The sequence below is a fragment of the Microvirga sp. BSC39 genome, assembly GCF_000739015.1.
Classification (GTDB): domain Bacteria; phylum Pseudomonadota; class Alphaproteobacteria; order Rhizobiales; family Beijerinckiaceae; genus Microvirga.
Genome location: NZ_JPUG01000062.1, coordinates 1 through 24,417, shown reverse-complemented (window position 1 = coordinate 24,417; position 24,417 = coordinate 1). Strand labels below are relative to the sequence as shown.

General features: G+C 63.9%; 25 protein-coding genes. 10 read left to right on the top strand and 15 right to left on the bottom strand.

What is annotated here, in order from left to right:
- Nucleotides 1-17: 17 nt before the first annotated feature.
- Nucleotides 18-569: an alpha/beta hydrolase gene (locus MA07_RS11380; RefSeq protein ID WP_036350631.1), complete on the bottom strand. Its 552-nt coding sequence runs from the start codon at nucleotides 567-569 to the stop codon at nucleotides 18-20.
- A gap of 64 nt (nucleotides 570-633) precedes the next feature.
- Entirely contained in the window at nucleotides 634-1,941 is a 1,308-nt protein-coding gene (gene purB / locus MA07_RS11375) for an adenylosuccinate lyase (protein WP_036351262.1), read from the bottom strand.
- A 261-nt stretch (nucleotides 1,942-2,202) separates the two neighbouring features.
- On the opposite strand from purB, the gene MA07_RS27790 reads away from it, so the two are divergent.
- Complete coding sequence (locus tag MA07_RS27790) at nucleotides 2,203-3,783, top strand: calcium-binding protein (protein ID WP_052003089.1); 1,581 nt, start codon at nucleotides 2,203-2,205, stop codon at nucleotides 3,781-3,783.
- A gap of 23 nt (nucleotides 3,784-3,806) precedes the next feature.
- On the opposite strand, the gene rpe is transcribed toward MA07_RS27790, so the two are convergent.
- The gene (gene rpe, locus MA07_RS11365) at nucleotides 3,807-4,478 is read right to left on the bottom strand and encodes a ribulose-phosphate 3-epimerase (protein ID WP_036350628.1); all 672 of its coding nucleotides are present in this window, start codon (nucleotides 4,476-4,478) and stop codon (nucleotides 3,807-3,809) included.
- 212 nt (nucleotides 4,479-4,690) lie between these two features.
- Here rpe and MA07_RS11360 point away from each other — a divergent pair, with 212 nt between their 5' ends.
- On the top strand, nucleotides 4,691-5,932 hold the full coding sequence (locus MA07_RS11360; protein WP_036351258.1) for an FAD-dependent oxidoreductase: 1,242 nt from the start codon (nucleotides 4,691-4,693) through the stop codon (nucleotides 5,930-5,932).
- Between the two features lie 759 nt (nucleotides 5,933-6,691).
- Nucleotides 6,692-7,183, top strand: coding sequence for a hypothetical protein (locus tag MA07_RS29620; protein WP_152568832.1), 492 nt, complete (start codon nucleotides 6,692-6,694; stop codon nucleotides 7,181-7,183).
- A gap of 2 nt (nucleotides 7,184-7,185) precedes the next feature.
- On the opposite strand, the gene MA07_RS11350 is transcribed toward MA07_RS29620, so the two are convergent.
- Nucleotides 7,186-8,190, bottom strand: coding sequence for a P1 family peptidase (locus MA07_RS11350; protein WP_036350623.1), 1,005 nt, complete (start codon nucleotides 8,188-8,190; stop codon nucleotides 7,186-7,188).
- Between the two features lie 160 nt (nucleotides 8,191-8,350).
- On the opposite strand from MA07_RS11350, the gene MA07_RS11345 reads away from it, so the two are divergent.
- On the top strand, nucleotides 8,351-9,079 hold the full coding sequence (locus tag MA07_RS11345) for a cytochrome c biogenesis protein CcdA (RefSeq protein ID WP_036350621.1): 729 nt from the start codon (nucleotides 8,351-8,353) through the stop codon (nucleotides 9,077-9,079).
- Between the two features lie 72 nt (nucleotides 9,080-9,151).
- Nucleotides 9,152-9,619: a DUF1203 domain-containing protein gene (locus MA07_RS11340; RefSeq protein ID WP_036350619.1), complete on the top strand. Its 468-nt coding sequence runs from the start codon at nucleotides 9,152-9,154 to the stop codon at nucleotides 9,617-9,619.
- A 2-nt stretch (nucleotides 9,620-9,621) separates the two neighbouring features.
- Here the strand turns inward: MA07_RS11340 and MA07_RS11335 are convergent, their stop codons facing one another.
- The 7 genes from MA07_RS11335 to MA07_RS11300 form a co-directional block, all read right to left on the bottom strand.
- Nucleotides 9,622-10,002 carry an ACT domain-containing protein gene (locus tag MA07_RS11335; RefSeq protein WP_036350616.1) on the bottom strand — a complete coding sequence of 127 codons (381 nt, stop codon included), beginning with the start codon at nucleotides 10,000-10,002 and terminating at the stop codon, nucleotides 9,622-9,624.
- A 257-nt stretch (nucleotides 10,003-10,259) separates the two neighbouring features.
- Nucleotides 10,260-11,387 (bottom strand): branched-chain amino acid ABC transporter substrate-binding protein, encoded by a 1,128-nt coding sequence (locus MA07_RS11325; RefSeq protein ID WP_036350612.1) that lies wholly within the window; start codon nucleotides 11,385-11,387, stop codon nucleotides 10,260-10,262.
- 128 nt (nucleotides 11,388-11,515) lie between these two features.
- Nucleotides 11,516-11,878 (bottom strand): DUF6867 family protein, encoded by a 363-nt coding sequence (locus MA07_RS11320; protein WP_036350611.1) that lies wholly within the window; start codon nucleotides 11,876-11,878, stop codon nucleotides 11,516-11,518.
- On the bottom strand, nucleotides 11,878-12,654 hold the full coding sequence (locus MA07_RS11315) for an ABC transporter ATP-binding protein (protein ID WP_052003088.1): 777 nt from the start codon (nucleotides 12,652-12,654) through the stop codon (nucleotides 11,878-11,880). The genes MA07_RS11320 and MA07_RS11315 overlap by 1 nt, the downstream gene beginning before the upstream one ends.
- Nucleotides 12,651-13,493 carry an ABC transporter ATP-binding protein gene (locus MA07_RS11310; RefSeq protein ID WP_036350609.1) on the bottom strand — a complete coding sequence of 281 codons (843 nt, stop codon included), beginning with the start codon at nucleotides 13,491-13,493 and terminating at the stop codon, nucleotides 12,651-12,653. Before MA07_RS11310 ends, MA07_RS11315 begins: the two co-directional genes overlap by 4 nt.
- Entirely contained in the window at nucleotides 13,493-14,905 is a 1,413-nt protein-coding gene (gene livM, locus MA07_RS11305) for a high-affinity branched-chain amino acid ABC transporter permease LivM (protein WP_052003087.1), read from the bottom strand. The genes MA07_RS11310 and livM overlap by 1 nt, the downstream gene beginning before the upstream one ends.
- 14 nt (nucleotides 14,906-14,919) lie before the next feature.
- Nucleotides 14,920-15,840 carry a branched-chain amino acid ABC transporter permease gene (locus MA07_RS11300; protein ID WP_036350607.1) on the bottom strand — a complete coding sequence of 307 codons (921 nt, stop codon included), beginning with the start codon at nucleotides 15,838-15,840 and terminating at the stop codon, nucleotides 14,920-14,922.
- 298 nt (nucleotides 15,841-16,138) lie between these two features.
- Here MA07_RS11300 and MA07_RS11295 point away from each other — a divergent pair, with 298 nt between their 5' ends.
- Both MA07_RS11295 and MA07_RS27785 read left to right on the top strand, forming a co-directional pair.
- The gene (locus MA07_RS11295; RefSeq protein ID WP_036350605.1) at nucleotides 16,139-16,657 is read left to right on the top strand and encodes a flavin reductase; all 519 of its coding nucleotides are present in this window, start codon (nucleotides 16,139-16,141) and stop codon (nucleotides 16,655-16,657) included.
- A 970-nt stretch (nucleotides 16,658-17,627) separates the two neighbouring features.
- Nucleotides 17,628-19,235 carry an HWE histidine kinase domain-containing protein gene (locus MA07_RS27785; protein ID WP_052003086.1) on the top strand — a complete coding sequence of 536 codons (1,608 nt, stop codon included), beginning with the start codon at nucleotides 17,628-17,630 and terminating at the stop codon, nucleotides 19,233-19,235.
- 276 nt (nucleotides 19,236-19,511) lie between these two features.
- Here the strand turns inward: MA07_RS27785 and MA07_RS11285 are convergent, their stop codons facing one another.
- On the bottom strand, nucleotides 19,512-20,360 hold the full coding sequence (locus MA07_RS11285) for a formyltransferase family protein (protein WP_036350603.1): 849 nt from the start codon (nucleotides 20,358-20,360) through the stop codon (nucleotides 19,512-19,514).
- A 274-nt stretch (nucleotides 20,361-20,634) separates the two neighbouring features.
- On the opposite strand from MA07_RS11285, the gene MA07_RS11280 reads away from it, so the two are divergent.
- Together MA07_RS11280 and MA07_RS11275 are read left to right on the top strand one after the other, a co-directional pair.
- Complete coding sequence (locus MA07_RS11280; protein ID WP_036350601.1) at nucleotides 20,635-20,904, top strand: usg protein; 270 nt, start codon at nucleotides 20,635-20,637, stop codon at nucleotides 20,902-20,904.
- Nucleotides 20,905-20,974: 70 nt separating this feature from the next.
- Complete coding sequence (locus MA07_RS11275) at nucleotides 20,975-21,571, top strand: exopolysaccharide biosynthesis protein (protein ID WP_052003085.1); 597 nt, start codon at nucleotides 20,975-20,977, stop codon at nucleotides 21,569-21,571.
- A gap of 40 nt (nucleotides 21,572-21,611) precedes the next feature.
- Here MA07_RS11275 and MA07_RS27780 read toward each other — a convergent pair whose 3' ends face one another.
- The 3 genes from MA07_RS27780 to MA07_RS11260 form a co-directional block, all read right to left on the bottom strand.
- Nucleotides 21,612-22,073, bottom strand: a complete 462-nt coding sequence (locus MA07_RS27780; RefSeq protein WP_160195431.1) for a PRC-barrel domain-containing protein — start codon at nucleotides 22,071-22,073, stop codon at nucleotides 21,612-21,614.
- Nucleotides 22,074-22,142: 69 nt separating this feature from the next.
- Nucleotides 22,143-22,826 (bottom strand): DNA repair protein RadC, encoded by a 684-nt coding sequence (gene radC / locus MA07_RS11265; protein ID WP_036350600.1) that lies wholly within the window; start codon nucleotides 22,824-22,826, stop codon nucleotides 22,143-22,145.
- A 118-nt stretch (nucleotides 22,827-22,944) separates the two neighbouring features.
- Nucleotides 22,945-24,084, bottom strand: a complete 1,140-nt coding sequence (locus MA07_RS11260; RefSeq protein ID WP_036345333.1) for an IS630 family transposase — start codon at nucleotides 24,082-24,084, stop codon at nucleotides 22,945-22,947.
- Between the two features lie 58 nt (nucleotides 24,085-24,142).
- Between MA07_RS11260 and MA07_RS11255 the strand changes: the two genes are divergently transcribed.
- On the top strand, nucleotides 24,143-24,417 hold a 275-nt coding region (locus MA07_RS11255; protein ID WP_052003083.1), incomplete at its 3' end, for a helix-turn-helix domain-containing protein.

Here is a 24,417-nt window from a genome sequence, read left to right as displayed (position 1 = left end):
ACAGCGGAGACGGTGCCCTACAGCTGCTTCAGAAAGCCAGCGAAGCGCATGAGCCCCTCGGGCCAGGGGCCGTGGCCGCTTTCCGTGTTGAGATGCCCGGCATCCCCCGCATCCACGATAGCTGCCCCCCAGGCGTAGGCGATGTCCTCCGCCTTGGCGTAGTCGCAATGGGGGTCGGTGCGGCTCGCAACCAGGATCGACGGAAACGGGAAGGGATCGCGCGGGATCGGCGCGAAGGCGCGGTCGATGGCCGGGATGAAGTCGGGCCGCTCCACGTCCGGCATGCTGACCAGAAAGGCGCCCTGGACCTTGCCCTTCACCAGGTGAGGGGCCGCATGGGCGATGGCCAGCACCCCGAGGCTGTGGCCGACCAGCACGACCGGCTTCTCGGCCCGTTTCACGTCCTGGGCGATGCGCTCGACCCAGGCGTCCCTGTCGGGAGCGTCCCAGTTCTCCTGCTCGACCCGCCACGCGGTCGAGAGCTGGCGCTCCCATCGGCTCTGCCAATGGTCCGCGCCGGAGTTTTCATAGCCTGGAACGATGAGGATGTCGCAATCGGAGGTTTTCATGCCCCGGAGATAAAGGGCGCTTGAGCCTCGTTCAAGCGCCCCTCTTCAACTCCTTACCCCAAGGCTATGCGGCGCCGAAAACCCGGGTGAAGATCGTGTCCACATGCTTGAAGTGGTAGCCGAGGTCGAAGCAGGTCTCGATCTCCTCAGCCGACAGGTATTTCGTCACGTCGGCATCGTTCTTGAGCAGGGTCAGGAAGTCGCCTTCGCCGCGCCACACCGGCATGGCGTTGCGCTGGACGAGCCGGTAGGCGTCCTCGCGGGAGGCGCCCTTCTGGGTCAGGGCCAGGAGAACCCGCTGCGAGTGGACGAGGCCGCCGAGGCGGTCCAGGTTCTTTTGCATGTTCTCCGGGTAGACCACGAGCTTGTCGATCACGTTGGTGAGGCGCGCGAGGGCGAAATCCAGGGTCACGGTGGCGTCCGGCCCGATTATGCGCTCGACGGACGAGTGGGAGATGTCCCGCTCGTGCCAGAGGGCCACGTTCTCCATGGCCGGCATGGCATAGGCGCGCACCATGCGGGCCAAGCCCGTCAGGTTCTCCGTGAGCACCGGGTTGCGCTTGTGCGGCATGGCGGAGGAGCCCTTCTGGCCGGCCGAGAAGAACTCCTCGGCCTCCAGCACCTCGCTGCGCTGCAGGTGGCGCACTTCCGTGGCCAGCCGCTCGATGGAGGAGGCGATGACGCCGAGCGTGGCGAAATACATGGCGTGCCGGTCACGCGGGATCACCTGGGTCGAGACCGGCTCGACGGACAGGCCCATCTGCTCGGCCACGTATTCCTCGACGGACGGGTCGATGTTGGCGAAGGTGCCGACGGCGCCGGAGATCGCGCAGGTGGAGATCTCCCGCTGGGCCTCGATCAGGCGGAGCTTGCAGCGCTCGAACTCGGCATAGGCCTGAGCGAGTTTCAGGCCGAAGGTGGTAGGCTCCGCGTGGATGCCGTGCGAGCGGCCGATGGTCGGCGTCATCTTGTGCTCGAGGGCGCGGCGCTTGATGGCGGCGAGCAGCTCATCCATGTCGCGCAGCAGGATGTCGGTGGCGCGGGCGAGCTGCACGTTGAACGTGGTGTCGAGGACGTCGGACGAGGTCATGCCCTGGTGGACGAAGCGGGCCTCGGGGCCGACGATCTCGGAGAGATGCGTGAGGAACGCGATGACGTCGTGCTTGACCTCGCGCTCGATGGCGTCGATCCGCTCCACGTCGAAGGTGGCCTTCGAACCCTTCTCCCACACCGTCTCCGCCGCTTCCTTCGGCACGACGCCGAGATTGGCAAGGGCCGTGGTGGCGTGAGCCTCGATCTCGAACCAGATGCGGAACTTGGTTTCCGGCGACCAGATGGCCACCATCTCGGGACGGCTGTAACGGGGGATCACGTTGGCATCTCCTGCAAGCGGTGCTGTCCATTCCATTCGAGAGAACAGTCGTCTCTCGTGGGTGGCATGCCGACCTTGCATTACCGGTCGGCGGATCTGAGCGAATGATGCGGTGATCGCTATTGGATGAGCGGCTCCAAGGCAAGGGATGCCGGTGCCGAAGTGCCTGACTCGTGGAGATCTTGGAACAACCTGCGCGTGCTGCTGGACAATCTCGCTATGCGATGTGATTGTATATCAGTTCTTATAGGTGGAAGTTCAATGAGCGTCCTGACGACAACCCCGAATTACCCAGATGAGCTTTTCCGGATCAACTCCTTCTTCAATGGAGTCGGGCAGGGATCCGTCCGCTACACGTCGCCTACTGTCATCGTGCTCGGGACGTCGGATCTGAACCGTGTCGTTCTGACCGGGTACGGTTCTCAATACGATCGCAGCCAGGAAAATCCCTGGATGGCCGGCACGATCACGAGCATCGCTCTCTGGGATTCCGCATACGATAAGAAGGTCGCGGAAATCAGCGGGTTGAACATCGCTCTGAGCGAGGTCGGGCCGAAGTTCGGTGTCGACATGTTCAGCGAGATCGGCTTGGTCAGCCATCTCTTCAGCGGCTCGGATGTCCTGATCGGCAGCGCTGGCCGGGATTCGTTCTATGGCTACGACGGGAACGACACCGTCACCAGCGGTGCAGGAGACGATGACGTGACGCCGGGTTCCGGCAACGACGTGATCGATGGGGGCGCCGGTTACGACCTCATTTCCTACTGGAACTACGAAATTGCCGGCGGGGACGAGAACAGCCGAGGAGCCGTGATCGATCTCCGGCAGGGCAGTGTCTCCGACCCTTGGGGCGGGACGGACCGCCTGATCTCCATCGAGGGGCTCGAGGGCACCTATTATGCGGACACTCTGACCGGCAACAACCTCGACAACACCCTCTTCGGGCTGAGAGGGAACGACCAGATCTATGGACTTGCCGGAAACGACTTCCTCTCTGGTGGCGAGGGAGCCGACACCCTGGACGGGGGAGAGGGCTTCGATACGCTCTCCTATGTGGATTATGCCGGACCGGGCGCGATCGTCGTCGACCTTGCGGCGGGATGGGTGCGGGATCAGTGGGGCCAGACAGATACCGTGGCCGGCATCGAAGCTGTTCGTGGAACGGGCAATGCCGACACTCTCACTGGTTCATCCCGTGATGAGACCTTCCAAGGCATGGGCGGTGACGACATCATCGCCGGAGGTGCCGGCACGGATGCCATCTCCTATTCGGTCGACAAAACCCGCGGCGGTCTCGGAGGTGTGACGGTCGATCTCGTCAGCGGTGTGGCCCGGGACGGCTTCGGAACCACCGATCGCTTCACGGAGATCGAGAGCGTCTATGGCGGCCAATTCGGCGACAGAATTGATGGTAGCGCCGTGACCAACACGCTGCGGGGCAATCTCGGGTCCGATGTGTTGAATGCACGCGGCGGCAATGATTGGCTTTATGGCGGAGACGGAAACGACAGGTTGACCGGCGGTACCGGACGGGACGGTTTCGTGTTCGATGCCGCGCCGAACAAGAAAACCAATGTGGACCGGATCGTCGACTACTCGGTGAAGAACGACACCATCTATCTGGATGATGCCGCCTTCGTGAAGCTCAAGCGCGGATGGCTTTCGGCCCCCGCTTTCCACACCGGGTCAAAGGCCCATGATAAGGGCGACCGCGTCATCTACGACAAGAAGGCCGGCGCCCTCTATTATGACTCGGACGGCACCGGCGGAGCGGCGCAGATCAAATTCGCTACCCTCGCGAAAAACCTGAAGATGACGCATAGCGACTTCAGCGTGTACTGAGCACTGCTGGCGCGGCAGGGCGCTTAACGCGCCTTTGCCGCCGCCTCGCGAATGGCCGCCATGTTGGCCGCATAGGCGGAAGGACCGCCCTTGAAGGTGGCGGAGCCGGCGACCAGCGCATTGGCCCCGGCGGCAGCCACCAGTGGGGCGGTCTCGGCCGTCACGCCGCCGTCGATCTCGATGTCGATGTCGCGATCGCCCACCATCGCCTTGATCCGTCGAACCTTGTCGCAGACCGCCCCGATGAAGGCTTGGCCGCCGAAGCCCGGATTGACGGTCATGAGCAAGACGAGATCGACCATGTCGAGCACGGGCTCGATGGCGGACTCATGGGTGCCGGGGTTGAGCACCACGCCGGCCTTCTTGCCCAGCGCCCGGATCGTCTGGAGCGACCGGTGCAGGTGCGGGCCAGCTTCCGCATGGATGCTGATGATGTCAGCGCCGGCCTTGTCGAAGGCCTCCAGGTAGGGATCGACCGGCGCGATCATCAGATGCACGTCGAAGACCTTCTGGGTGTGGGGGCGCAGGGCCTTCACCACGTCGGGCCCGATGGTGATGTTGGGCACGAAGTGACCGTCCATCACGTCGATGTGGATCCAGTCGGCGCCTGCGGCATCGATGGCGCGGATTTCTTCGCCGAGCTTGGAGAAGTCGGAGGCGAGAACGGAGGGGGCGATGAGCAGGGGGCGTGTCATGGCCGCGCCGTTACCACGAGCCTGCCCCCACGGCAACGGCGTTGGCGCACAGCGCATAAACCAATCCAATACCACTCACCTGGGGAGAGGTCCGTTTGCAGAAGGAAATCCGTGGACGGCCTCGGTCCAGGAGGAGTAAAGAAAAGCCTCGTTTGAACGATATGAGCGCGCTCTTCGTCCTTGAGGGGCGCCTGAGATGGGGCAGGGCCTTCATGCGTAAGGATGTGGTTGTTCTCGGGGCCGGAATCGTCGGCGTGTCCATTGCCGTGCATCTGCAGAAGCGCGGACGGTCGGTCCTGCTCGTCGACAAGCGCAAGCCCGGCGAGGAGACCTCCTTCGGCAATGCCGGCCTGATCCAGCGCGAGGGCGTGTACCCTTACGGCTTCCCGCACGATTTCGGCGCGCTCCTTCGCTATGCGCTCAACAACACCATCGATGCCCATTATCACTGGGCGGCGATCCCGAAGCTCGCGCCCTTCCTGTGGCAGTATTGGATGCATTCGCGTCCCGCCCAGCACAAGGCTATCGCGCGCATGTATGCGCCCCTGATCGAGCGCAGCGTCACCGAGCACATGGCGCTGGCCGAGGAATCCGGCTCCACGCACCTCATCCGCCCGACCGGCTGGATGAAGGTGTTCCGTAACGAGAAAACCCGTGACGAGCAGTTCCGCGATGCGGAAGAGGTCCGGCGCGATTTCGGCGTCAACTTCGACGCTCTCGACACCAAAGCGGTGGCCGAGCGCGAACCGCATCTGAAGGTCGAAACCAAGGGTGGCATCCACTGGACCGATCCGGCCTCCGTGTCGGACCCGCATCTGCTGACCATGGGCTATGTCGGCCTGTTCGAGCGCCTCGGCGGCGAACTGGCGGCAGGGGACGCCACGACCCTTGAAGAGACCGCCACGGGCTGGCGCGTCCAGACCGAGAGAGGCCCCGTGGAGGCCGGCGCCGTCGTCGTGGCGCTCGGTGCCTGGGCCGACCTGGTGACGAAGCGCCTCGGCTACAGCCTGCCGCTGGCGGTCAAGCGTGGCTACCACATGCATTACAAGCCGCAGGGCAATGCGGTGCTCAACCGGCCGACTCTCGACTTCGACCGCGGGTATTTCCTGGCTCCGATGTCGAAAGGCATCCGCCTCACGACAGGGGCGGAATTTGCTCACCGCGATGCGCCCAAGACGCCGGTGCAGCTCGGGCGGGCCGAGCCCATCGCCAAGGAGTTCTTTCCCCTGGGCGAGCGGGTCGATCCGGAGCCCTGGATGGGCATGCGCCCCTGCACCCCGGACATGATGCCGGTCATCGGGCCGGCGCCCCGCCACAAGAACCTCTGGTTCGGCTTCGGCCACGCCCATCACGGCCTGACCCTGGGCCCAGTGACGGGGCGGCTGCTCGCCGAGATGATCACGGGCGAGACGCCTATGGTCGATTCCAAGCCCTATCGGGCGGACCGGTTCTAGACGGCTTTTGCGTTTCCCTTCTGATTGCCGCCCAACCTGGGTGAAATACTATCCATTCGGAGGGGGAAGTTCTTGAATGAGAGGTTAAAGCTTTTATGATCCTCCCCAACGTCGAAGGGGGAGTGAATGAGGGGAAGCGACCTAACGCTTATCAATAATATATACGAAGCGGCGGTCTTCCCCGAACGGTGGCTCCAGGTTCTTGAGCAGATTTCCGCTGTCGCGGGATCTCACAGTGGGTTTGTCGTCGCCTCAAACGGTAGAGGTGAAAGAACCTGGGTGGCTACAGAGGGCTACCAAACATTTCTCTGTGACTGGTATGCCGAAGGCTGGGATTTGAGAAATGTATGGGCCGATCGCGGCATCCAGCGAAAACGCCTACATTTCTTCGATGAAACAGACATCTTTACCCTCAGCGAGCTCGATTCGGTGCCTATGTACCGTGACTTCCACCGTCCGCGGGGGGGCGGTTGGTCAGCCGGTGCACTTATGCAAATCCCTGGCGGAGGTCGGGTCTGCTTGCGTTTTGAGCGTTCCTATCACCAAGGGCCTCTCGAACGGGAAGTGAGGAGGAGACTCAACCAGCTGCGGCCACACCTTGCACGTGCAGCTCTCCTCTTCACAAAGATTGGATTGCGGCAAGCGCGATCAACGGTCGCTGCGTTGCAGTTCCTCGACACTCCCGCAGCGGTTCTCACCCGGAACGGTCGCCTTCTTGCTTGCAATCAGGCTATGGAGTCCCGGTTGTCGCAGGTCTCTATGACTGGGAGGGATCAGATTGCATTTGCGGATGCTGCGGCTCAACGAACCCTGAGCGAGAGCCTTGAACGCATCACGGCTGGGCAGTTTGACCAGCTCCGCGGTCCCATTCCTCTTCCGGCCACAGAGGAGCAGGGGCCGGCGGTCGCTTATCTGATTCCCATGCGCGGTGCGGCCCAGGATCTGTTCGGCTGCGACAGCACGTTGCTCATGATCCAGCCGGCTCCTTCGGAGAACAGGCTCATGGATCTGGTGCGGACCCGGTTCGTCATTGATGCCGGCGAGGCTCAGCACTGGGCAAGGCTCGTCGCCGCGGCGTCCCCGCGGCTGGCTGCTGCTCTTCTGGCGTCTACCGAGAATGTACAGGCCGTTCTGGATCGTACGCTCGGACGAGCCCAGGATGGTCTCGAAGCCCGTGTGGCGGGTTTCCTGTGGCGGCTCAGCCAAGATCCCGGGTACCCCTCCGCCACAGGGGGAGCGGCGCTGCACTAGCCTCAACCACTTTTCCCGAACAGGTCTCTCCAGGCCGGTTGCGCACCGGGATAGGGCAAGGCCGTGGCCTCGTAGACGCCACGGGCAATGGCGCGGGTCAGGCAATCGGCGGCCAGGGCGATGATTTCCGTGAACTCTGCCGCCTCGTCCCGCAAGGCTTTGCGCCCGGTGGCGGCGGCAAAGATCGTGTCGCCATCGAACAGGGCGTGGGAGAAGCGCAAACCCCGGGCGAGGCCCGCATGGGACGCGATGGCAAGGCGCTTGGCCTGCGCCTTCGTCAGCACCGCATCGGTGGCGACCAGCGCGATGGTCGTGGCCGGCTGAGGTCCGCCCTTCCAGATGAGCGAGCGCATCTCGGGACCGACATGTGAGGGAAACCCCAGCCCGCCGAACTCGCTGCCCTCCTCATGGGCGCTGGCCCAGAAATGCGGGCCATTCCCGATCACCGCTGAGGCGACGGCATTCACGACCACGAGCGCCCCGACCGTATGTCCGGAGGAGGTGGCGGTACTGGCCGAGCCGAGCCCGCCCTTCAGGTTGGCTGTGGTTGCACCATAGCCGCCGCCTGCGGTGCCGAGATCGAAGTCAGGCCCGGCCTGTTCCGCGGCCTCATATCCGAGCTCGCGATAGGGCGGATAGCGGCCCCAGTCCTTGTTCCCGCCGTTGATGAGATCGAAGCTGGAGGCTTGGCACACGATGGGGACGAGAGCCTCCCGGACGGCAAAGCCGATCCCCTGTTCCCTGAGATAGGCCTGAACACCCCCCGCCGCACCGAGCCCGAAGGCCGATCCGCCGGAAAGGACGACGCCATGGATGCCGGGCACCATCTTGTCGGGGTCGAGCAGATCGGTCTCGCGTGTGGCGGGCGCTCCGCCCATGGCAAAGCACGAGGCGACGGCAGGCTCGTCAAACAAGGCCACGGTGACGCCGGAGCCGAGCGTCGCGTCATGGGCATTGCCGATGCGCAGGCCTGCCACGTCGGTGATGAGATTGCGGCTTTTGGTCATGACCTTAAGCAAACCGGAAACCGGGTCTCTTCACAAGCTGGAGAAGCGGCGTTTCAGCGGCTTTCTAAGACAGGGGCGACGGGCTAAAGCATCGGATGAGAGCATCGTTGACGCAGAAAACCGGATCCACTTTTCCGCACGATGCTCTAAAAGGCTTGTCATGCTCAGCGTCTCCTTTCCGGCCGCGGCCCTTGGCGGGCTCATCAGTTTTTTGAGCCCCTGCGTTCTGCCGCTGGTGCCGCCTTATCTGTCGTTTCTCGCCGGCACCACCTTTGACCAATTGAGCGCAGGCGACGACCGCGCCGTCCGGAGGAGGGCGGTTCTGGCGGCGCTGCTGTTCGTGGCGGGCTTCTCGACCGTGTTCGTGCTGCTCGGCGCCACCGCGTCCGCTCTGGGTCAGGTGATCCGGCAATACCTCGATGTCCTGAGCACCGTGGCGGGCATTGCCATCATCGTCATGGGCCTGCACTTCCTCGGGCTGTTCCGAATCGGCCTGTTCTACCGGGAGGCGCGCTTCAGCGTGACCCGGCCCGTGGGGCTTTGGGGCGCCTACTTGATGGGCTTGGCCTTCGCCTTCGGCTGGACCCCCTGCATCGGCCCGGTTCTGGCCGCGATCCTCACCGTGGCGGGTTCGGAGGACAGCGTGTCCCAGGGCGCCCTGCTGCTGGCCGCCTATTCGGCCGGCTTAGGCATTCCGTTCCTGCTCGCCGCTTTCGCCATGAAGCCCTTCGTGGCCCTTCTCAAGCGGGTGCGCTCCCGGTTCGTGCTGATCGAGAAGACCATGGGCGTCCTCCTCGTCCTGACCGGCATCGCGTTTCTCACCGGCTGGATCACCAACATGTCGTTCTGGCTCCTGGAGACCTTCCCGGCACTCGGGCGTCTTGGATAAGTCTGCGCAGGAATCGGGTCGTTGACCCGCGGCGGCCTTGGCATGCTGGCGGTCTCTTACAGGAGATCACCCATGACGTTTCAGATCCGCGGCCTCGATGCCGAACCCTTCGCAAAGTTGTTCCAGCTCGATGAAGCCGCTCTGGATTCTCTCGGGGCCAAGCGGGTCGTCGCTGATGCCTCCGACATGTATCCCTGCCGGGTTGCCCTGAAGCGGGTCGAAGAGGGCGAGGAGCTTCTGCTGCTCAACCATGCTCACCAGACGAACCCTGGCTCGCCATACCGCTCGGCCGGGCCGATCTTCGTCAGCCGCTCCGCCAGGACGGGGAGCTATCGAGGCGAGCTGCCGCCGATGCTGCAGGACCGGCTGCTGTCCCTACGCGCCTATGACGCCGATGCCTTCATCGTCGATGCGGAGGTAGGCGAGGGCGCGGAGGTGGTGAGCCTGATCGAGAGGTTTCTCGCCAACCCCGAGGTTGCGCATGTGGATGCCCACTTTGCCCGACGCGGGTGCTTCGCGGCGCGGATCGAGCGGGCCTGAGCTCAGACCCCGACCCGGTGCCCTGCCGCCCGCAGGGCTTCCATGGCGCGATCCACATCCTGCTCCTTCACCAGCACGTAATCGGTGCTGAAGGTCGAGGTGGCGAAGATGCCGATGCCGGCTCCTGCCAAAGGGTCGAGCACGGAGGCGAGGATCCCCGGCACGCCGAAGTCGAAGCTCTGCACGATCCGAAAGCACCGCCAGCCTGCATCGGTTTCCACCCCCGGAGGTGCCTGGTGGAGCGGGCAGACGAGAGTCGTCTCCTCGATGGCCTGCACGAGGAGCGAGAAGGCTCCGGGCTCGGGCGGCGTGACCGGGGTACCAGTTGGAAAGCGGCAGACGGCGTAAGAATCTGCGAGCAGGGAGAGGGTGAGGCTGGGCATGGTCACCTTTCTTGAGAGACCGGTTGGAAATTCGCTTCCCGCGTCATCGCCGGCCTTGTGCCGGTGATCTCGATTTGCAAGGCGTTGCGCTTTTCCAACCGAGGTGGCCGGGACGAGCCCGGCCATGACGCTGAATCGTATCCGTGGAGATCGGAAAGCCCCAGCTTCCTATCGGCTACCTCTCGGGCGAGGATCTTCATAAGAAAACCCGCCCTGTTGCCAGGGCGGGTTCCTGAATTCGGCTTTTGGCCGGTCGATTACATGGCGAGTTCGTTGCCGGTGTAGTCGATCTTGCCGTCGGCGCCCTTCTTCCAGACGTACATGATGTAGTCCGGACGGGTGATGTCGCCCTTCTTGTCGAAGGAGATGTCGCCGATGACGGTCTTGAAGGGCTTACCGGCCTTCATGGCGTCGGACATCTTCTTGCCGTCGGTGCCGCCAGCCTGCTTCGCAGCCTCGGCCAGGATCTGGGCCGCAGCGTAGGAGTACAGGGTGTAGGCTTCCGGCTCGTAGTTCTTGGCCTTGAACTTGGCCACCACGTCCTTCGCGTTCGGGTTCTTGCGCGGATCGGGAGCGAAGGTCATCAGGGTGCCTTCGGCGCCCGGGCCGGCGATCGAGGTGAACTCGGCCGACACGATGCCGTCACCCGACATGAGCGGGGCATTCAGGCCCTGGTCGCGCATCTGGCGGATGATGAGGCCTGCTTCCGTGTGGAGGCCGCCGAAGTAGACGACGTCAACGCCAGCCTGCTTCAGCTTCGACACGAGCGCGGAGTAGTCCTTCTCGCCCGGGTTCACGCCTTCATAGACGACTTCCTTCAGGCCCTTTGCGTTCATGGCCTTCTGGGTCTCGTCGGCAAGGCCCTTTCCGTACGGGGTCTTGTCGTGGACGACGGCAACCTTCTTGCCCTTGAACTTGTCGGCGAGGTAGCCGCCTGCGACAGCGCCCTGCTGGTCGTCGCGACCGCAGGTGCGGAAGGTGTTCCACATGCCGCGCTCGGTGAACTGCGGGTTCGTCGAGGCCGGGGTGATCTGAACGATGCCGGCTTCCTCGTAGACCTGCGAGGCAGGGATCGACACGCCAGAGTTGAAGTGGCCGACGACCATCTTCACGCCTTCAGCGGCGAACTTGTTGGCCACCGACACGCCCTGCTTGGGGTCGGAGACGTCGTCGCCGACGACGATCTGCAGCTTCTGGCCATTGATGCCGCCAGCTGCGTTGATGTCTTCGACAGCCTGCTCGACGCCGTTCTTCAGCTGGGCGCCGAAGGCCGCGTTCGGGCCGGTGATGGGGCCAGCAACGCCGATCTTGATCTGGGCGCTGGCAGCGCTGGAGAAGGCGAGGCCAAGACCAAGCGCCACGCCGGTCAACAGCAATTTCTTCATGAGGTCACTCCTCTGGGTGGTTTTATAGGCCCCTCTTCCTCGTGGGGCCGGTTTGGCGGGGTTACCCCCGCCTTCCGCGGAACATCATGCTTGTTTTTAAGCGGATGTCACCTGGGAATCTTTTTAGCTTAGCCCTTGGTAGCAGAAGCCTTTTCCCGCCAGGAAAACGGCCCGGTCCGCTCGTAGAGCCAGCGGTACTGCGTGGTCATCATGCGGGCGCGGCGGTACTGGAAGCCCAGGGCCCCGATAATCAGCAGGACGATCGTGTCGATCGCATAGTAGTGGATCGACAGCAGGGTTCCGCCGAACAGGGCGAAGTGGATGAAGCGCACCGCCGCACCCAGGATGAACAGGTAGAGGATCAGGGTCCAGAAGGGGCGCCAGGTGAGCGCGATGGCCCGGCCGGTCATCCAGGCCGCCCAGCCGCCCATGATCACGGTGATCAGAAGAAAGAGCCAGAACGACGGCTCTTCGTAAAGGATGCCCTGCATCAGTGGTGCCCCCCTTCGAGATAGGCCGCTTTGACCTGCGGATCTTCGAGCAGCTCCCTGCCGGTGCCGCTCATGGTGATGTTGCCCGTCACCATCACGTAGCCGCGATGGGCCAGCTTGAGGGCGTGGTAGGCGTTCTGCTCCACGAGGAAGACCGTCATGCCGTCCTTCTCGTTGAGCTCCTTGATGATCTCGAAGATCTGCTTCACGATCAGCGGGGCCAGTCCCAGGGAAGGCTCATCCAGCAGGAGGAGCTTGGGGCGGCTCATGAGCGCGCGGGCGATGGCCAGCATCTGCTGCTCGCCGCCCGAAAGGGTGCCGCCGCGCTGCTGCAGCCGCTCCTTCAGGCGCGGGAACAGGGTGCAGACCCGCTCGAGATCCTGATCGAAATGGGCCAGCCCGTTCATGGAGGCGCCCATCTGGAGGTTCTCGAACACGGTCATGCGCGGGAAGATGCGCCGCCCTTCCGGGGACTGGGCGATCGACAGGCGGGCGATCTCGTGGGTGGGCATCTTGGTGATGTCCCGCCCCGCATAGGTGATCGTGCCTTCCCGGGCCCGCGGGTTGCCGAAGATGGTCATCATCAGCGTCGACTTGCCGGCGCCGTTGGCGCCGATCAGCGTGACGATCTCGCCCTCGTTGACATCCATGTCCACGCCCTTGAGGGCGATGATGTTGCCGTAATAGGTCTTCACGCCGCGCACGCTGAGAAGCGGCTGGCGGGCCGTGGAAGCCTGGGGATTCTGCATCGCGATGTTTGCTCCAGCGGTGCTCATAGGCCGATCTCCGCTTCGACCTTCTCGACCTCGTCGTCGGCCACGCCGAGATAGGCGGCGATGACCTTGGGATCGTTCCTGACCTCGACGGGCAGGCCGTCCGAGATCTTGACGCCGTAATCCAGCACGACCACGTGGTCGGAGATTTCCATCACCACCGACATGTCGTGCTCGATCAGAAGGATCGAGGTGCCCTGCTCATCGCGGATCGAGAGCAGGAGCTGGTTCAGCTCCAGGGACTCGCGCGGGTTGAGGCCGGCGGCCGGCTCGTCCAGGCAGAGCAGGAGCGGGTCGGTGCACATGGCGCGGGCGATCTCCAGGCGGCGCTGGTCCCCGTAGGGCAGGTCGCCCGCCGGTTCGTCGGCCCGGTGGATCAGGCGGGTCTTCTCCAGCCAGAACTTGGCCTTCTCGATGGCTTCCTTCTCGGCCTTGCGGTAGCCGCCGATGCCGAGAACGCCCATGAAAGTGAAGCCGGAGGCGATCATCAGCGGGTTGTGCTGCGCCACCAGCAGGTTCTCGAGCAGGGTCATGCCGGAGAACAGGCGGATGTTCTGGAAGGTACGGGCCACCTTGCCCTTCCAGTTGATGTCGTACCCCGGCAGCCGCTCCAGGAGCAGGTGCGAGCCGTCCGGCTTGCGCAGGGCGATCATGCCCTCTGTGGGCTTGTAGAAGCCGGTGATGCAGTTGAAGACCGTGGTCTTGCCGGCTCCGTTCGGGCCGATGAGCGCGGTGATTTCGCCGCGCCCGGCCTTGAAGGAGAGGTCGTTGACGGCCACGAGGCCGCCGAAGCGCATCGTGAGATGCTGTACGTCGAGGATGGGATCCTGCAGCCAGCGCATTAGCCGTGTCCTTCCTTCACGAGCGAGCCGGAGATGGCCTTGCGCTCTTTCAAGATCACTGAGGGTTCACGTTCCGAGATCAGGCCGCGCGGACGCCAGACCATCATCGCCACCATGCCCATTCCGAAGAGCAGCAGGCGGTATTCGTTCGGGTCGAAGCCCGAGCCGAAGACGGACTGGAGGAAGGTGAGATTGCGCAGGACCTCGGGGCCCCCGACGAGCACGATGGCCGCAATGGCCACGCCAATCTGCGAACCCATGCCGCCCATGACCACGATGGCCAGGATGATCGCGGATTCGAGGAAGTTGAAGCTTTCCGGAGAGACGAAGCCCTGGCGAACCGCGAAGAACGAACCTGCGAAGCCGCCGAACATCGCCCCGATGGCAAAGGCCGTCAGCTTGGTGTTCGTGGTGTTGATGCCCAGCGACCGGCAGGCGATCTCGTCCTCGCGCAGGGCCTCCCAGGCGCGTCCCACGGGCAGCTTGCGCAGCCGCATGGTGACGAAGTTGGTCAGGAGAGCCAGCGCCAGGATGAGATAGTAGAGGAAGATCATCCGATGCATGCCGTTGAATTCGAGCCCGAACGTGGCTGCGAACCCGCCTTCGCCGGCCGTGAAGGGCAGGCCGAAGAAGGTGGCGCGCGGGATCGACGAGATGCCGGCGCCGCCGTTGGTCAGGTCGACCCAGTTGATGAGCACCAGGCGGATGATCTCGCCGAAGGCCAGCGTGACGATGGCGAGATAGTCGCCGCGCAGGCGCAGCACCGGGAAGCCAAGAATCATGCCCCAGAAGGCCGCCAGGATGCCGGCGAGCGGCAGGCAGATCCAGAAGGACAGGCCGAACGTGGTCGAGAGCAGGGCGTAGGAATAGGCGCCGACCGCATAGAAGGCGACATAGCCCAGATCGAGCAGGCCCGCGAGGCCCACCACGATGTTCAGGCCCCAGCCGAGCATCACGTAGGTGAGGATCAGGATGCCCAGATCCACCCAGTAGCGCGACTCGTTGAGACCACCCTGGATCAGGTAGATCAGGACCGGAAACGCCACGGCTGTCCCGAGGAAGAACGGAATGGCGAACCTGGACACATGCTGGTACGCGCTCGGCATCGCATGGACGGGTTCCGTCGCCTGGCGGGACGTCGGGGTCGCCCTGGCATAGGCCCGAGATGCCGTGAAGGCGTGCAGCACCAGACGCAGGCCGAACACGATGGCGCAGACGATCGCCACCAGGCCCCAGCGGGGCGTGAGGAAGAGATCGGCGCCGCTCTGGTCGGTCTTGTAGGCCAGGATCGGGATGGACAACCCCAAGGTAATCAGGGCGGCCTTGAGAGCGTCCTTGAAGGCCGCGGCCATGTCGAAATGCCTCGACACGGTGTTGGTCTTGGCCGTTGTGGTGATGGAAGGAGCGTTCATAGCGTTTAAGCTCCTTAAACCTTCTCGACCTCAGGCCGCCCGAGAATGCCGGAGGGCATGAAGATGAGAACGATGGCAAGGATCGAGAACGCGGCCACGTCCTTGTACTCGATCGAGAAATAGGCCGACCAGAAGGTTTCGATCAGGCCGATGATGAGGCCGCCCAGAACCGCCCCCGGGAGCGAGCCGATGCCGCCTAGGACCGCCGCCGTAAAGGCCTTCACGCCCGGCACGAAGCCGTCGCTGAAGCTCACGACGCCGTAATACAGGAGGTACATGGTGCCGGCGACCGAGGCGAGGGCCGCGCCGATCACGAAGGTGAGCGAGATCGTCCGGTCCACGTTGATGCCCAGCAGAGCGGCCATCTTGCGGTCCTGCTCGCAGGCGCGCTGGGCGCGGCCCAGCGATGTCTTCTGGACGACGTACCAGAAGATCGTCAGCAGCACCGCCGTGACCGCCATGATGATGATCTGCTTGTAGGAGAGGGCGACATTGTAGCCGCTGGCGCCCTGGAACAGCACGATCACGTCCTGGACCATCGGGGGCGTCGGCTTGTTGCGCGCGCCCTGGGCCACCTGAACGAAGTTGGACAGGAAGATCGAGACGCCGATGGCCGAGATCAGCGGCGCCAGGCGGAACGAGCCGCGCAGGGGCCGGTAGGCGATGCGCTCGACGGTCCAGCCCCACAGGGAGGTGAGGACCATGGCGATGATCAGCACGAAGAACAGGGCCAACACCACGGACGAGATCCCGAGCCATGCGGTCAGGATCAGGAAGAAGATCAGCGAAATGAAAGCGGAGAGCATGAAGACGTCGCCGTGGGCGAAGTTCACCATGCCGATGATGCCGAAGACCATCGTGTAGCCGATGGCGATGAGGCCGTAGATCGAGCCTAGAGTCAGCCCGTTGATGAGCTGCTGCACAAAGATTTCCATGTCCTACCCTTGCCCCTCTGGAACGGGGTCATTCTTGGGAAACGATGCAGGAAAGCACGATGCGTGTGCATCGCCAAGCCTGACGTAAGGTGCGGGTGTCTCTAGCAAAACGATTTTCATTCCACAACGTACTGTTAAGATTCCTATCACCCCAAATGATGGAAATGTTGCCAGAGACCGACTGAATGTGCGGCACGGCGCCCGAACGCCGGCCGCTTCCCTTGCCGGGGCGGAGGAACCATATGGCTGTAACGGCCTTGTGCTCAGCCCAAAAGAGTGGAAGAGGCTTGCTTGGATCATGATCTTGAAGACACAAGCCTCTCCGCATTCCACCTCCGGCTCGGACGCCCTGCTCTTTCGGGAGGGGATGAGCCGGGTCGCCGGTGCCGTCCATGTGGTCACGACTGACGGTTCCGCCGGCTGCGGAGGCTTCACGGCCACGGCCGTGACCCCCGTGACCGACAGTCCGGCTTCGCTCCTCGTCTGTGTCAACACGGGCTCCCGGTCGGCTCAGGCTCTGCTGTCGAACCGGGTCTTCTGCGTGAATACCCTCGCGGCGGCGGATGTAGAACTGGCGGATATCTTCGCCGGCCGGGCCGGCCTGCAGGGGGCGGACCGTTTCACCAGAGGCCAGTGGGAAACCCTGGAGACGGGCTCACCCGTCCTGGCCACGAGCCTGGCTTCGTTCGATTGCCGGATCAGCGACGCCCGGGTGGTCGCCACCCACCACGTGATCATCGGCGAGATCATCGGCATCAGGCTCGGCGAGCAGAGGCCACCCCTCGTCTATCAGGGCCGGCACTACCACGAGCTCTGAGGCTCGGGGTGCAAAGGGAAGGGCCTCGTCACCCGTCGCCGACACATGAGGAGGCCTCCCGGCCCCCAAAGGCTCATGGGAGCCCTCATGGCCGCAATCGACAGGTCGAGACGGTTTCAGCTTCAGGGGAATTCTCGGCAAAAGAGAGGGCCTGCCTGCCGGGATGAAGCAAGCGGCCCTCAGTTGTGAAGGGCTGTAGGTGAACAGTGCCTCCATGGGGGTAATCCCAAAGAGGTGTGTGTAGTTCGCCGCAGCCGCAGAAAATGTCGGATTTTCCTGGGAAAAAGCCCCTCACGAGGGGAGCGTGAAGGGCTTTGAGGGTCTCGAAGACCTGGGGGCACGTGGCCTTCGTGGTGAGGTAATGCCCTTACGGAACCTTGGTTCCGCGGAATTCTCGCCACTGAGCAGGTTAGTCCCCTGGCGGTTCCGGATCGGTACAGAAGCCGACATCCTTACAGGTCAGCCAAAGCCCGTGCAGATCTCTCGGCATCCCTTGAACCCGCGCCGCTGGAGATTATGTCCCTTTGTCACATTGCAATCATGATCTGCAGGGCCGCGAGCAAGGGATGTTGAGCAACTGGAACACATCCGATGCTGATGCGGTCAAAAGATCCTGCAGGTCGGCGTGTAGAATGGCCCCTCCATGAGCGAGGGCCTTCTGGAAGGGCAATCGCCCCCGCCTGCCACACCCGACGACCTCAGAGTTCCAGCGGCTTCCTGGCTGCAGGGCGGGGGCGAGATGTGTCAGCGTTTCCGGGCGCATGATTGGGCGGCGACCTCGCTTGGTCCTCTGCCGTCATGGCCCCAGTGCCTTCGCACCGTTGCCGATCTGATGCTCAGCTCCCCGCAACCGGTTTTCGTCCTCTAGGGAGCCGATCTCGCTCTTCTCTACAACGACAGCTTTGGGCCAAGGATCGGCCCAAAGCATCCGGCAGCCCTCGGCAGGCCCCTCCGTGAGGTTTGGCCTGAGATGTGGGACCGGCAACGCACAATCGTCCAATCGGCTCTGTCAGGCGAGGCGCAGGATGCCGCCGGGCGTCCTGATGCATCGGGCGGGCGACTGGGTTGGCCCATCGGGGGCTTCACATTCTCCTGGATGCCTGTGCGGGATGAGGCAGGCAAGGTTGCGGGTTTTTATTGCACCGGAAACGAAGCGCCGAGCCGCGCTCCCATGGAGGAGCGGCTCAGGCAGGTCAAGGAAGCGGCGCGGATCGGCAGTTTCGAATTCGACCGCACGACAGGCAAAGCCATTGCCTCACCCGAGTACCTGGAGCTGTACGGGCTGCCGGATGATCGTTCCGACAGCTTCTCGTATGAGCAATGGTTCGGTCTCCTGCATCCCGAGGATCGACCACGGATCGAGTCCGAAACACGCAGAGCGGTCACCGATCCCGCCTGCCACCAGCTCGAATACGATTTCCGCATCATCCGCGCCGATACCGGCGAGATGCGGTGGATCACGGCGCGCACCAAGCTGATCCGGGATAAGGAGGGACGCTTCATCCGCTCCCTCGGTGCCCAGTGGGATATCACCGCCGCCAAGGATACCGAGGCGGCGCTGCGCGAGAGCGAGGAGCGCTATCGCTCGTTCATCGCCCACAGTTCCGAGGGCATCTGGCTCCTCGAGCTCGTGCCTCCACTCGATACGCGGTTGCCTGTAGAGGAGCAGATCGAACTGGCCTACCGCAACGGCCGCTTCGTCGACTGCAACGACGCCATGGCGCGCATGTATGGGCTTGAGCGGGCCGAGGATCTAATCGGCAAAACCTTGGACTTCCCCCTGCCGTCATCCGACCCCGAGGCCAGAGCCTATCTCGCTGGAATTGTTCATTCCGGCTACAGCGTCAGCGGCGTGGAATCCGCCGAGCAGGATGCAGCCGGCAATTTCAGTTATTTCGACAACAGCATCATCCCGGTCATCGAAGACTGCCGGCTGAAGCGGCTCTGGGGAATCCAGCGCGACATCACCGACCGCAAGAGAGCCGAGGAGCAGCGCACACTCCTGATCAACGAGCTGAACCACCGGGTGAAGAACACCTTGGCCACGGTGCAGTCGATCGCGTCCCAGACCCTGCGCAATGCCTCGACCATGCAGGAGGCCAAGGAAGCTTTCGAGGGGCGCCTGATGGCTCTGGCGCGGGCTCACGACGTTCTGACGACGGAGAACTGGGAAGGGGCCGAGCTCAGGAACGTCGTCGCTCAAGCGGTGGCGCCCTACAGGTCCCTCAGTGAGGATCGCCTGACGATCGAAGGGCCTGAGGTCCGCTTGTCGCCCCGCATCGCCCTGGCCCTGTCCATGGCTCTCCAGGAGCTGACCACGAATGCCGTGAAGCATGGCTCCCTGTCGAACGAGACGGGAAGGGTCGACGTCGTGTGGGACATCGCAGAGACCCAGCCTGGAGGGCGTTTGCGCCTGCGCTGGCAGGAGAGCGGCGGCCCGCCGGTCGAGCCGCCGACACGGCAGGGCTTCGGCTCCCGGCTGATCGAACGCAGCCTCGCACGCGAGCTCAACGGCGACGTCCAGATCACGTTCCACCCTGAAGGGGTCCTGTGCACCGTGGATGCTCCGCTGGCATAGCGCGTTCGCTATACGACGCTGAGCCTGTGACCGGATTGGAACCATACACCGGAAAGACCTTTGACCAGCACGTGGTTTTTCAAAGGTGATCCGATGTTCAAGCTCCTTCGCAATCTCTTCGTCCTTCGTCAGGCCTGGAAGATGATCAGGCGCCGGCGCTAAAGCCTCGGACCCGAAAGTGGATTTGCACTTTTGGGATCATTCCGATGCTCAGTTCTTGGAAGGCGCATCGTGCGGACCATCTGGGTCCGCACGTTGTGCTAGAGCGTTGTCCGCCTATCCCTGTCTCGCAGGCCCCGGCGCGTAGGGGCTCCATCCGCTGATCTGCACGAACCCGTCGCGGGCGGCCACTACCATGTGCTTGCAGTGGCGATGGACGAGGGTGCCGGGCCTGTAGCGGTGCGGCTCCTCCCAGCCCGACGCCTCCCACACATAGACATAGCGGGAATCGACCTGGGCGAAGGCCTCGATGGATCCGAAGGCCCGGATGGTGCGCAGCGCATCCTGCACGCCGCCGTTCCAGGAGACGGTTCTCTGCGCCTGCGTCACCCTGGGCCAGTAGGTGCCCGGCCCCTGCGGCCTTGCCTCGGCCCAGAGACGGGGCAGGTCTGAGGCGATCTCCGCCGCGAGTTCCTTTGCGGCCATCTGGCACTTGGACAGCAGAGTGTCGTGAGATTCCGCGCCGCTCAAGGAAAAACGCTTCTGGGCCACGATGGCCCCGGTGTCGAAGGCAGGCTCCAGCGCGTGAGCCGTCATGCCCCACTCTTCCAGGCCGTCGAGAACGGCCTGGAAGAGTGGGTAAGGCCCTCGGCCCAAGGGCAGGGGTGAGGGGTGGAAGTTGAACGCATAGGGGATATGCCGCTCCCAACCGGTGATCAGCCATGGATAGCCCGCGACCACCAGGGCTTCGCAGCCCATGGCCTTCAGGCCCGCGAGGTCGGCCGGGAGGATGCGCGACATCTGCACCGGCAGGCGCAGCGAGCGGGCGCGGGACAGGGTCACGTCGTTGAAGTCGTAGATGCTGTCGCAGGGGCGGCTGAACAGCTTGACGGGCTCCCAGCCCCGGGCGAGGAACGTCTCGAAAACATCTCCCAGAAAATCGATTCCCGCGAAGGCGAAGCGCATTCCCGGTGATCTCCTTCCCCGATGCTTCCGTCCAGGCTCCCGCCCGAGCACTCAACGCAAGATCGCGTGGATGTGCAAGCCCGTTTGCGCATCGCGCTCTCTGTGGACACGGGTTTTCCCCTTGCTCAGGCCTTCGGTTGTCGCCTGACGACACGCTTGCGGGAACCTGAAAACACACTCAAGATTTAGCCTTGAGCATAGGGCAGGAGACCGCCTGCGCTTTCCGGGTGGATTCCTGTCGACAAGGCTCGTTCGGGCTTGAGAAGGAGTTCGCATGGTATCGAAGGATTTCATCCGCCAGATGGAAGGCTACGGGCTGACGACCGCCAAGATCCTGTACCGCATGCCGGATCACCCGTCCTTCCTTCAGACCTACGTCTGGCAGGAATACGATCTGGCGCCCCGCTTTCCCGTTCTCATCGATTTTCTCGACTTCTGGAAGCGGGAGCTTGCCGGGCCCCTGCACTCGGTCACGGTCACCCATGCGCAGCTGATCCGTCCCGCCGAGTTCCGGGCGATTGAGGGGGAGATCAACATTCATTGATACGCCTTGGCCCCGGACGTTAAGTCAGGTAGAGAGGCGCCCTGAGCATCCCCGAACCTGTCAGGGCTCCTTGTTTTCCAACGCGCGCACTTCCCAGATCCTGCTCGCCCTCGCGTCCCAGCCGGGCGAGCGCCTCACCGTGCGCGAGATCATGGCCGTGCTCCAGGACCGGGCCTTTGCGCTCCTGATCGTCCTGTTGGGCCTGCCCAATTGCCTTCCCATGCCGCCGCCGATTCCCCTGGTCTGCGGACTGCTGCTGGCGCTTGTCGCCGTTCAGATCGTTTTCGGACGCGAGGCTCCCTGGCTTCCGCGCCAGCTCATGAACCGCTCCATGGCCCGCACGGATGTGGAGCGGGCCGTCGGACGCGCGATTCCGGTGTTTCGCCGGCTCGAGCGGATTTCGCGGCCTCGCATGATCTTCCTGGACACGCCGCTCGCCATGCGCCTCATGGGCGCGGTCATTCTGGTTCTGTCGCTGGGGCTTCTGTTCGCGCCCCCGTTCGTGGGGCAGATCCCGTTGGGCCTCGCCGTGTGCCTCGTCGGCCTGGGCCTGGTGGAACGGGACGGCTTCGTCGTGGTGGGAGGGCTCCTGGTCGGCTCCTTCGGCCTGACCCTGAGCCTGGGCTTCGTCTACGCGATCTTCACCGGGATCGACACCCTGATCTGAGGCCTGCGGCCACCACAGGCGGCCGCAGGATCGTGATGCCTTAGTCGTCGTCTTCCTCGAATTCCGGAGCCGACTTGAGCTGGTCGACCGACATGTTCACGACGATCCGCATGTCGTCGCTGCTGCGGCTCGTGGTCGAACCGGTCGTCTGAACGGAGCCCGTGGTTGCCGCGTCCGGGGCGTTCATCTGGATGGCGCTCATGGGCAGGGCCACGGTGCGGTCGCCGAGGCCCGCATCCACCTCGACAACGACGGCGACGACCTTGCCGCTGCGGTCGAGCACCAGATCCTCGACATCGCCGATATCCTTGTTGTCGGCACCAACCACATCCTCATCCATGATCTTGGAGGCGAGCATCTGGCCGGCCTCGAGGCGGGTGATGAAATTCACGCCGGCCGGAGCCGTGGCGCCGGAGGAGGGCTGTGCGGGGGTGGACTGGGCCATGGCGGCCGAAGCCAGGAGGGTGGAGCCGAGCAGGCCGGCGGTCAGCAGCAGTTTCATCATCAACTCCCATGAACGTTACTCGTGGTGGTGTAACGCCGACGGGAGGGGTTGGTTCTGTGGTCAAGCTCAGATCAGGCGCAGGCCCTTGAGGCTCGCATGACCCTCGCGGCCCACGATGATGTGGTCATGGACGGTGATCCCTAAGGGCTTTGCCACCTCCATGATCTCGCGGGTCATCTTGGCGTCGGCGGAGGACGGCGTGGGATCGCCCGAGGGGTGGTTGTGCACCAGGATCAGGGCTGACGCCGAGAGTTCGAGGGCCCGCTTGACCACCTCGCGCGGATAGACCGGCGTGTGGTCGACGGTGCCCGATTGCTGCACCTCGTCGGCGATGAGCGCGTTGCGCTTGTCGAGGAAGAGCAGGCGGAACTGCTCCTTGTCCATGAAGGCCATGGCGGTGCGGCAATAATCGATGACGGAGGTCCAGGAGGACAGGACGGGGCGCTTGGCCACCTCGCCCTTTGCGAGCCGCCGGGCGGAAGCCTCGACGATCTTCAGGTCCGTCACCACGCTCTCGCCGATCCCGTCCACCTCCATGAGCCGGGCCGGTGTGGCGGCCAGCACCTCGGCGAAGGAGCCGAAGCGCTTGAGCAACTCCTTGGCGATGGGCTTCACGTCCCGGCGCGGGATCGAGCGGAAGAGGACGAGTTCCAAAAGCTCGTAATCCGGCACGGCATCGCCGCCCACCTCCATGAAGCGGGCGCGCAACCGGTCGCGATGGCCGTGATAATGGGGAAGGTCGTCGCTCATGCCCGCCTGTACTCTTCAGCCGCTTCAGACTTCTATGGCTAGAGTTTCCGCCATTGAGAGATGAAACGTTACTTTGTAGGATTGAGGCGGTGTCAACGCTAGATCCTCTACGCAGTGATTATGACCCTTTGGCGAGTGGCTCGGGCGAGGCGGTTTTGGGATAGGCGCGGCCCATTTTGACCCGGGCGTTTTCGGTGGTGAACATCCACCTGACCCGGACCCCGGCGGCGTTGCGCTCGCGCTCCCAGGCAGCGATTTCCCGCTCGAGCCCCTCGCGCGTGGCGATCCGCCGGTCCAGGCACTGGCCCTTGAGCACCCCGATCTCGATTTCGACCATGTTCAACCAACTCGCGTGCTTGGGAGTAAAGTGGTACTCCAGCCGCCCCAGGAGGCGATGCGCTTCCGCGGCCGGGAAAGCCTCGTAGAGCGCGCCGGGCGTGTGCGTCGACAAGTTGTCCATCACGACCCGGATCCGCTCGGCCTGCGGAAAGTCGACATCCACAAGCTCGCGCATGCACCGGGCGAAGTCGCATGCCGTGCGCTGCTCACTAACCTTGACCCGGCGCCAGGGCCGGTGCGCATCCACCATCACGAACAGGTTCACCGTGCCACAGCGGCGGTACTCGTAGTCGATGCACTCAATCTGCCCCGGTGCGGCCGGGAGCGGCGGGCGCGTCTCACCAATGAGTTGGACGGGGCTTTCATCGAAGCACACCACCGGGTGCTGCGGATCGGACGGCGCGGCGTAGAGATCAAGCACATCCTCCATGCGGGCGACGTATTCGCCATCAATCTTTGGCACGCACCACATCTTCTGCTGCCACGGCTTGAGGGCATTTTCAGCCAGACGCCGGCGCACTGTCTCGCGCGACAGGCTGTTGTGTTGGGTGAGCCGTACGATCTCGCCGGCCAGGAGCTCCAGCGTCCAGCGGGCCCGGCCCGCCGGCGGCTTTGCGCAGGCGGTGGCCACCAGCAGCGCCTCCTCCGGGCCTGAGAGCTTGCGGGCGGCGCCGGGACGGGGTTCCTCGCTGAGGGCCCGCTCCAGGTTGCCCTCCACGAAGCGGCGCTTGGTCCGGTACACGGTCGAGCCGCCCACCGCGATGCTCTCGGCAATCGTCTCGTCTGACACCCCGGCATCGGCCGCCAACAGGATCTGCGCTCGCTTGAGCTTTCGGGCCGCCTGCTTGCCGCCGCTGAGCATCGTCTGAAGCTGGGTGCGCTCGGCCTCGCTCAGCTCAATCCGGTAGCATATGTTCATCTCGGCCTCCCGCGTGAGAGGCCCAGCTGAATCAGCCGATGAATCGAGCGTGTGGCGGATGTCCGAGAAAAGCTTCACCGACCGGCAGGGCCAGTACCTGGCCTTCATCGATGCCTACACGCGCGTCCATGGCCGCCCCCCGGCTGAGACCGACATGCAGCGCCATTTCCAGGTCACGCCGCCGTCCGTGCACCAGATGATCCTAACCTTGGAACGGGCCGGCTTGATCCGCCGTCAGCCCGGAGTGGCGCGAAGCATCGAGGTGTTGGTCGCCCCTGAAGGCCTGCCCCTCCTCCGCCATCCCCAACCCGTCAAATCCTCTGGGCCGAGGAT

Coding starts and splice junctions, on each gene's coding strand:
- MA07_RS11380 (WP_036350631.1), bottom strand. CDS start 569: ATGAAAACCTCCGATTGCGACATCCTCATCGTTCCAGGCTATGAAAAC.
- MA07_RS27790 (WP_052003089.1), top strand. CDS start 2,203: ATGAGCGTCCTGACGACAACCCCGAATTACCCAGATGAGCTTTTCCGG.
- rpe (WP_036350628.1), bottom strand. CDS start 4,478: ATGACACGCCCCCTGCTCATCGCCCCCTCCGTTCTCGCCTCCGACTTC.
- MA07_RS11360 (WP_036351258.1), top strand. CDS start 4,691: ATGCGTAAGGATGTGGTTGTTCTCGGGGCCGGAATCGTCGGCGTGTCC.
- MA07_RS29620 (WP_152568832.1), top strand. CDS start 6,692: ATGACTGGGAGGGATCAGATTGCATTTGCGGATGCTGCGGCTCAACGA.
- MA07_RS11350 (WP_036350623.1), bottom strand. CDS start 8,190: ATGACCAAAAGCCGCAATCTCATCACCGACGTGGCAGGCCTGCGCATC.
- MA07_RS11345 (WP_036350621.1), top strand. CDS start 8,351: ATGCTCAGCGTCTCCTTTCCGGCCGCGGCCCTTGGCGGGCTCATCAGT.
- MA07_RS11340 (WP_036350619.1), top strand. CDS start 9,152: ATGACGTTTCAGATCCGCGGCCTCGATGCCGAACCCTTCGCAAAGTTG.
- MA07_RS11335 (WP_036350616.1), bottom strand. CDS start 10,002: ATGCCCAGCCTCACCCTCTCCCTGCTCGCAGATTCTTACGCCGTCTGC.
- MA07_RS11325 (WP_036350612.1), bottom strand. CDS start 11,387: ATGAAGAAATTGCTGTTGACCGGCGTGGCGCTTGGTCTTGGCCTCGCC.
- MA07_RS11320 (WP_036350611.1), bottom strand. CDS start 11,878: ATGCAGGGCATCCTTTACGAAGAGCCGTCGTTCTGGCTCTTTCTTCTG.
- MA07_RS11315 (WP_052003088.1), bottom strand. CDS start 12,654: ATGAGCACCGCTGGAGCAAACATCGCGATGCAGAATCCCCAGGCTTCC.
- MA07_RS11310 (WP_036350609.1), bottom strand. CDS start 13,493: ATGCGCTGGCTGCAGGATCCCATCCTCGACGTACAGCATCTCACGATG.
- livM (WP_052003087.1), bottom strand. CDS start 14,905: ATGAACGCTCCTTCCATCACCACAACGGCCAAGACCAACACCGTGTCG.
- MA07_RS11300 (WP_036350607.1), bottom strand. CDS start 15,840: ATGGAAATCTTTGTGCAGCAGCTCATCAACGGGCTGACTCTAGGCTCG.
- MA07_RS11295 (WP_036350605.1), top strand. CDS start 16,139: ATGATCTTGAAGACACAAGCCTCTCCGCATTCCACCTCCGGCTCGGAC.
- MA07_RS27785 (WP_052003086.1), top strand. CDS start 17,628: ATGTGGGACCGGCAACGCACAATCGTCCAATCGGCTCTGTCAGGCGAG.
- MA07_RS11285 (WP_036350603.1), bottom strand. CDS start 20,360: ATGCGCTTCGCCTTCGCGGGAATCGATTTTCTGGGAGATGTTTTCGAG.
- MA07_RS11280 (WP_036350601.1), top strand. CDS start 20,635: ATGGTATCGAAGGATTTCATCCGCCAGATGGAAGGCTACGGGCTGACG.
- MA07_RS27780 (WP_160195431.1), bottom strand. CDS start 22,073: ATGAAACTGCTGCTGACCGCCGGCCTGCTCGGCTCCACCCTCCTGGCT.
- radC (WP_036350600.1), bottom strand. CDS start 22,826: ATGAGCGACGACCTTCCCCATTATCACGGCCATCGCGACCGGTTGCGC.
- MA07_RS11260 (WP_036345333.1), bottom strand. CDS start 24,084: ATGAACATATGCTACCGGATTGAGCTGAGCGAGGCCGAGCGCACCCAG.